Source organism: Aquibium carbonis (genome assembly GCF_003970795.1).
GTDB classification, from domain to species: Bacteria; Pseudomonadota; Alphaproteobacteria; order Rhizobiales; family Rhizobiaceae; genus Aquibium; species Aquibium carbonis.
Genome location: NZ_RWKW01000078.1, coordinates 1 through 7,006, shown reverse-complemented (window position 1 = coordinate 7,006; position 7,006 = coordinate 1). Strand labels below are relative to the sequence as shown.

The window sequence follows — 7,006 nt, the reverse complement described above, 5'->3', positions numbered from 1 at the left end:
GCGGCCGGGTCGAGCGGCAGCTTCAGCGCCGGCGGCAGCTTGATCGACGGCAGGAAGCCCGAGGCGGCTGCCGCGGGCTTCGGCGCGGCCTTCGCGCCGCCGCCCAGGTAGGCGTTGACGACGGCCGGGTCGGTGGCGAGATCGGCGGCGCGGCCCTCGCCCGTGACAAGGCCGTTCTCGATCAGCACGCCCCGGTCGGCGATGGCGAGGCTCTGGCGCGCGTTCTGCTCCACCATCAGGATGCCGACGCCGGTGGCGGCCACCTCCTTCAAGGAGCGGAACAGTTCCTTCGTCAAGAGCGGCGACAGGCCGAGCGACGGCTCGTCGAGCATCAGGATGTCGGGCTTCGACATCAGCGCGCGGCCGATCGCCACCATCTGCTGCTCGCCGCCCGACATGGTGCGCGCGATCTGGCGCTTGCGCTCCGCCAGGCGCGGGAACAGCCGGTAGATCAGATCCAGCGTTTCGCGCTCATGGCGTCGGGCACGATTGGCGAAGGCGCCGAGCTGCAGGTTCTCGGCCACGGTGAGATCGCCGAAGATGCCGCGCCCTTCGGGCACGAGCGCGATGCCCTCCTCGACGATCTTGTGCGGCTTCATGCCGGCGATGACGTGGCCGTTCATCGTGATCCGCGCGCCGGTTTCGGGCTTCACCATGCCGGCGATGGCCTTCAGCAGCGTCGACTTGCCGGCGCCGTTGGCGCCCAGGATGACGCAGATTTCGCCCTTGGAGACCTTGACGCCGACGCCTTCCAGCGCGCGGTGCCGGCCGTAGCTGACGGAGAGGCCCTGCACCTCAAGCATCGTCGTCTCCCAGATAGGCGCGAACCACCTCCGGATCGGACAGCGTCTCCGCAACCCCGCCCTCGGCGATCATGCGCCCCGAACTCATCACCACGCAACGGTCGCAAAGCGAACGGATGGCGTCCATCACGTGCTCGACCATGACGATGGTGCGGCCTTCGTGGCGCAGTTCGTCGATCAGCGAGATGCCGATCTGGAGTTCGCTGGGGTTCAGGCCGGCCAGCCATTCGTCGAGCAGCAGCACGCGCGGATTGGCGGCGAGCGCACGGGCGAGCTCGACCCGCTTCTGGTCGATGTAGGTCATCGCGGCGACCGGCATATGGGCGCGTTCGCCCAGTCCCACGCGATCGAGCATGACGCGCGCGACACGTCGGGCATCCTCGCCCCAGAGCCGGACATGGCCGAAGACGGCGCCCGACATGACGTTTTCCTCGGCGTCGAGCGAGGGCAGTACGCGAACCAGCTGGAAGGTGCGCGACACACCCTGCCTGGCGATCGCATGCGCGGGCAGGCCGGAAATGCGCCTGCCGTCGAGCAGGATTTCGCCCGCCGTCGGCGGAAGCGCGCCGGAAATCAGGTTCAGCATCGTCGTCTTGCCCGAGCCGTTCGGGCCGATCAGGCCGAGCAGTTCGCCCTGCTTGACCTCGAAGGACACGTCGTTGACCGCGACCAGTCCGCCGAAGGCCTTGCGCGCGGCGCGGATCGACAGGGCTGCGGTCATGCCCGGCGCTCCATCGCGATCGTCGGTAACCTATCCCCACCCCTTACCCCTCCCCACAAGGGGGAGGGGGATTTGGTAAGGCTCGCGCCTGACACAAGCATCCGCACGCGTCGGCAGGCGCCAACGTTGACGCCCCCCTCCCCCTTGTGGGGAGGGGTGAGGGGTGGAGGTGCCTTGGCAAACGCCACGTCCATCATGCCGGTTTCTCCTCGACGACCGGCGCCGCTCGCTTCTTCCAGCGGGCCTGCATGTCTTCCAGCAGTCCGGTCACGCCGTGCGGGATCAGGTAGACGATCGCCAGGAAGGCGAGGCCGACCACGATCATGGTGTGGTTGGGGAAATTGGACGAGATGAAGTCCATGACGATGGTGAAGGGGATGACGCCGACGAGCGGGCCCCAGAGGCGCTTGGTGCCGCCGAGCAGCGCCATGATGACGACGAGGAAGGAGATCATCGGATTGAAGGCCGACGGCGGCTCGATATAGATGTAGCGCGGCGCGGTGATGGCGCCCGCGATGGCGATGAAGGCGCCCGAGATCATGAACAGGATGATCTTCGACCGCGCCGTGTCGATGCCGACGTGACGGGCCACCGTCTCGTCGTTGCCGATGACGGTCATGGCGAAGCCGAGCCTCGATCGGGCGATCAGGAAGCTGGTGAGGAACACCACGCCGGTGAGCGCGAGCAGCATCCAGTAGATGTGGCTCTCGGTCATTTCCGTGAACACGTAGAGGCCCATCGCGGTCGAGAACTTGGTCTGTGTCCAGGTGACGAGCTGGCGCACCAGTTCAGCGAGGCCAAAGGTGAAGATGACGAAGTAGACGCCCGAGATGCGCAGCGTCGCCGCCCCGACGAGACCGGCCATGATCGCGCCGACACCGGCGGCGATCGCGAGCAGCAGCGGATAGGGCAGCACCTCGATGCCGAGCCCGACCGAGTAGGTGCCGAGCCCATAGAAGGCGGCGGTGGCCAGCGACACGTAATGGGTGGGACCCGAAAACAGCGCCCACGAAGTGCAGAGCGCCGCGTAGAGCACGATGTTGACCGAGATCGACAGGTAGAAGCCGTCGTCGAACAGCGGCAGAAGCGCGGCAATCGCGATCAGCAGCGCGCCGAGACCGAGGCCTTTGGTCTCCTGCGAGGTCAGGCCCATCATGTCTGCGCCCTCCCGAAGATGCCTTGCGGCCTAAACAGCAGGACGAGGATGAACAGCCCATAGGTCGCGGCCAGCGTCAGGCCCGGATCGATGACGCTCGCCACGAAGGTCTCGGAGACGCCGAGAATCAGGGCGGCGAGCACCGCGCCGCGCACGTCGCCCACGCCGCCCATGATGACGATGATCAGCGCCTTCATCGTGAAGACGACGCCCATCGAGGCGTTGAAGGTGTAGAATGTCGAGAGCAGCGCGCCGCCGCAGGCGGTCAGCGCTCCGCCCAATGCGAAGGCGAAGGCGGCCGTGCGGGCGACGTCGATCGCCACGAGGTTGGCCGAGGTCGGGTCGACGGCCACCGCGCGAAGGGCGGTTCCCCGGCGCGTGCGATAGAGGAAGAACCAGAGCCCGACGGCGATGATGGCGGCCGCCACGAAGGCGACGACGCGGTTCAGCCCGTAGGCGTTGCCGAAGATGTCGAAGCGCTCGGCCAGGAATGTGTAGGAGCGGTACTCGCCGCCGAAGAAGAGGATCATCAGGCCCTGCATCAGGAACAGCAGGCCGAAGGTCGCGAGGATGGAATCCACCTCGAGCTGGCCGCGATTCTTCGCTCGCTTGACCAGCGGCTGCAGCGCGAACGCATAGATGCCCCAGTTGATGGCGAAGGCGGCGGGCGCGATGATCAGCATGCCGACCAGCGGATTGATCGCGAAGCCGGTATAGAGCCAGAAGGCCACGAAACAGGCCGCGACCAGCGTCTCGCCATTGCTGAGATTCATGATGCGGGCAACGCCGTACTGGAGCGTGAGTCCCAGCGCCACGAGGGCGTAGGTACCGCTGAGCAGGATGCCGGTGACGATGATGTTCATCTGCGTGCGATCTGGTCCTGATTGAAAGTCCGGGCGGGAACTGCCCCCCGCAATTCCCGCCCGTAGCCCGTCCCCCTCGCCTCGTGACCTCAGGATCGGGCGATGATGGCCGACCTCAGACCATTACTGCCAGGCCGGCTTCTTCACCGGATCGCCGGCGACCGGCAGACCATCGGCCGCGACGGCCTTGAAGATGCCGTTGTCCCACTGGCCGACCGTCCACACGTTCCTGTTGACGTTCTCCGGCATCGAGATCTGGCCGATGATGGTGTCGAAGGTGCCGGTGCGGATCGCCTCCACCACGGCCGCCTTGTCGAGCGAACCGGCCTTCTCGATCGCCTGGCCGAGCACCTGGAGACCGGCATAGGTGGTCGCCGACGCCCAGTAGTCGGGGGTCGCGCCGGTCACTTCCTGGTGCTTGGCAAGGTAGGCCTTGACGGCCTCGTCCTCGGAATTGACGCCGCCGATGCCCAGGATGCCGTTCGCGGCTTCCTTGAAGCGGCCGGCGAAGGCCGGGAACGCGGTGCCGACGCCGGTGTAGAAGGCGCCGACCTCGAGGCCCTGCACCTGCGCCTGCTCGGTGAGCGCGAAGGTGTCGCCCGGATAGGAGAACGCCACGAACGCGTCGGGCGCCGCAGCCTTGGCGCCGCTGATGACCGGAGCGAGGTCCTGCGTGCCGAGCGGATAGGAGCTCTCATAGACGATCTCGAAACCGGCCGCCGTAATGGCCGGCTTGGCAGCGCCGACGAGTTCCAGGCCGAAGGCATCGGCCACGTTGACCAGGGCCACCTTGTTGCCGATCGCGCCGGCGTCCTTGAGCTTGGTCAGCGCCTGGACCACGCCGTTGGCGAGCTGGCTCGAGGTGCCGAGCATCCAGAACGAGTTCGGCCAGCGCTTGGCGAACTCGGTCACGCCGTCGGTGGCCGCGCTGGTCGTGATGTGCGGATAGCCGTAGCGCGCGATGATCGGCGCGGTGGCGATGTTCAGGCCGGTCGAGTAGGGCGTGACGATGAAGTCGACCTTGTCGACCGTGGCGAGACGCTGGATGTTCTTGATCGCCTCCTCGCCATTGGTCTTGTCGTCATACTCGATGAGTTCGAGCTTCATCTGCTTGTCGCCGACCTTGAGACCGCCGGCATCGTTCACTTCCTTCATCCAGAGCTGGATGTTGGGCCAGTGGGTCACGGCGGCGCCGCCGGCGAGCGGACCCGATTTCGGCGCGCTGGCGCCGAGCCGGATCACGTCCTGTGCGAAAGCCGGTGCGCCTGCGGCCATGATGGCCGCCGCGGACGCGGCCAGTGCGATGAATGTACGTCTCAGCATGGTTTCCTCCCTGATGCCGTTCAGTCGTTGCTGTATAGGTCGCCCCCGGACCGTCGTCCGTCAGGCGAAGTGGATGGTCTTGGTCTCCACATAGTTGTCGAGACCTTCGGGTCCGCCCTCGCGTCCCATGCCGGACTGCTTGAAGCCGCCGAAGGGATGCTTGGGATCGACGATCATGCCGTTGACCGTGACGCTGCCGGTGCGCATGCGCCGCGCCATGCGATAGCCGCGCTCCGGGTCGGACGAATAGACGGCGCCGCTCAGCCCGAAGGCGGAGTTGTTGGCCTTGTCGGCGGCGTCGTCCTCGTCGCGATAGGTGAGCACCGAAACCACCGGCCCGAAGATTTCCTCCTGGACGATCTTCATGTGCGGCGTGACGCCGGTGAAGACCGTCGGCTCGACGTAGAAGCCCTTGTCGAGCCCGCGCGGACGCCCGCCGCCGCAGGCGACGTGCGCGCCCTCGGCCCGGCCGGTGGCGATGTAGCCTTCGACGCGGGCGCGCTGGCGCGCCATGGTCAGCGGCCCCATCTGGGTGGCGGGATCGAACGGATCGCCGACCTTGATGCCGGAGACCGCGCCCAGATAGAGGTCGAGGAATTCCTTCTCGCGGCGCTCGGGCACCAGGATGCGGGTCAGCGAGAAGCAGACCTGGCCGGTGATCGGCATGGTGTAGACCATCAGGCTGGGCAGCGCCTTGGTGAAGTCAGCGTCGTCGAGCAGCACCGCCGCCGACTTGCCGCCGAGCTCGAGCGAGACGCGGGCCAGGCGCTCGGCGCAGACGGCGGCGATGTGCTTGCCCGCCGCGGTCGAACCGGTGAAGGCCACCTTGTCGATGCCCTTGTGGCGCACGAGGTAGTCGCCGCCCTCGCGGCCGGCCGGCACGATGTTGAACACACCCTCGGGCAATCCCGCCTGCTCGATGCATTCGGCGAGGATGTAGGCCTCGAGCGGTGTTTCCGGCGAGGGCTTCGCCACCATGGTGCAGCCGGCGGCCAGCCCGGCGGCAATCTTGTAGCTCAGCAGCACCAGCGGCGCGTTCCATGGCGTGATCGCGGCGCAGACGCCCACGGGCTCCTTGACCACGCGCACCCGCCCGCCGTCGTCGCGCTTGCGTTCGTCGACGAAGGGATAGGCCTCGATCAGGTCGGCGTAGTAGTTGAACAGGGTCGGGTTCTGGCCGACGAGCTTCTTGGTCAGGGAGATCGGCGCGCCGACCTGCAGGGTCCAGGCATGGGCGATCTCGTCGAGACGGGCCGTCAGCAGGTCGGCCACCTTGCGCAGGTAGCGGGCCCGCTCGGCCGGCGCCATGCGCGGCCAGGGGCCGTTGTCGAAGGCCGCGCGCGCGGCCGCGACCGCGCGGTCGATGTCGGCGGGCCCGGCTTCGGGATAGGTGATCAGCAGTTCCTCGGTCGTCGGCGACACGACCTTCAGGGTCTGGCGCGAGATCGGCTCGACCCAGCGACCGCCGATGAAGAAGCGCTCCGGCGCCTTGGGCGCGGCTGCGGGCCTGTACATCACGTTCATGGTCATCCTCCCACGATGAACCTGGAGCCGCAGTCGCCTGCGATCCGGTCGAACGCCGGGCGACGAAACCCGATCGGCTCCGCTCCTTCCCGCCTCTTGGCGTCCATCCCCCGCAAGTTAGGACGAGAAAAGCCTCATGTCACGAGGGTGATGGAGAAAATGTATACACAGGATGAATGGCGTTGCGGCGCATGGGCGCAGCGGGACCGACGCGCCCAACCGGCTGGAAGCATCCGCGCACGTCGTGCGCAAGCCAATTTCCCGTGAAGGCCGCGAACCCTCCCGAACCCAGGCCATGGCGCGCACCTGTATACACGTAGACCAGAGCGCGGCGGAGGGACAGGCGCCACAGCGCACAGCGGCTCGGTTGCCGCACGTCGTCCCTTGGCGAGATGTTTTTTGGCGCAGTCAACGGGAGAAAGTGCGAACCTCATATGGCTTGCAATCGAGGATATGATCCTATGGAAAAACGTGCTCAAGCGCTGAGAGAAGCCGATGAATGACGGCTTCGCAGCGTCAACGAGCTGCTCGAAGGTAAAGCGACGGGCGCTGACGGTGACGTCCCTGGACGTGGTGTAGCTGGGTAGCGCGGTGGTCATCGGCGCTTTCCGGTAGG

6 protein-coding genes are annotated in these 7,006 nt (G+C 66.8%); all 6 read right to left on the bottom strand.

Annotated features, from left to right (window positions below; genetic code table 11):
- Positions 1–803: ABC transporter ATP-binding protein (locus tag EJC49_RS19285; protein ID WP_148106315.1), on the bottom strand; the 803-nt coding region annotated here is incomplete at its 3' end.
- Positions 796–1,524: an ABC transporter ATP-binding protein gene (locus EJC49_RS19280; RefSeq protein WP_126701569.1), complete on the bottom strand. Its 729-nt coding sequence runs from the start codon at positions 1,522–1,524 to the stop codon at positions 796–798. The genes EJC49_RS19280 and EJC49_RS19285, both read right to left, overlap by 8 nt.
- Before the next feature lie 193 nt (positions 1,525–1,717).
- On the bottom strand, positions 1,718–2,680 hold the full coding sequence (locus EJC49_RS19275) for a branched-chain amino acid ABC transporter permease (protein ID WP_210211825.1): 963 nt from the start codon (positions 2,678–2,680) through the stop codon (positions 1,718–1,720).
- Positions 2,677–3,543, bottom strand: a complete 867-nt coding sequence (locus EJC49_RS19270; protein WP_126701568.1) for a branched-chain amino acid ABC transporter permease — start codon at positions 3,541–3,543, stop codon at positions 2,677–2,679. The genes EJC49_RS19275 and EJC49_RS19270 overlap by 4 nt, the downstream gene beginning before the upstream one ends.
- A 123-nt stretch (positions 3,544–3,666) precedes the next feature.
- Positions 3,667–4,866: an amino acid ABC transporter substrate-binding protein gene (locus EJC49_RS19265; RefSeq protein WP_126701567.1), complete on the bottom strand. Its 1,200-nt coding sequence runs from the start codon at positions 4,864–4,866 to the stop codon at positions 3,667–3,669.
- A 60-nt stretch (positions 4,867–4,926) separates the two neighbouring features.
- Positions 4,927–6,390, bottom strand: coding sequence for an aldehyde dehydrogenase (locus tag EJC49_RS19260; protein WP_280960053.1), 1,464 nt, complete (start codon positions 6,388–6,390; stop codon positions 4,927–4,929).
- Positions 6,391–7,006 lie beyond the last annotated feature (616 nt).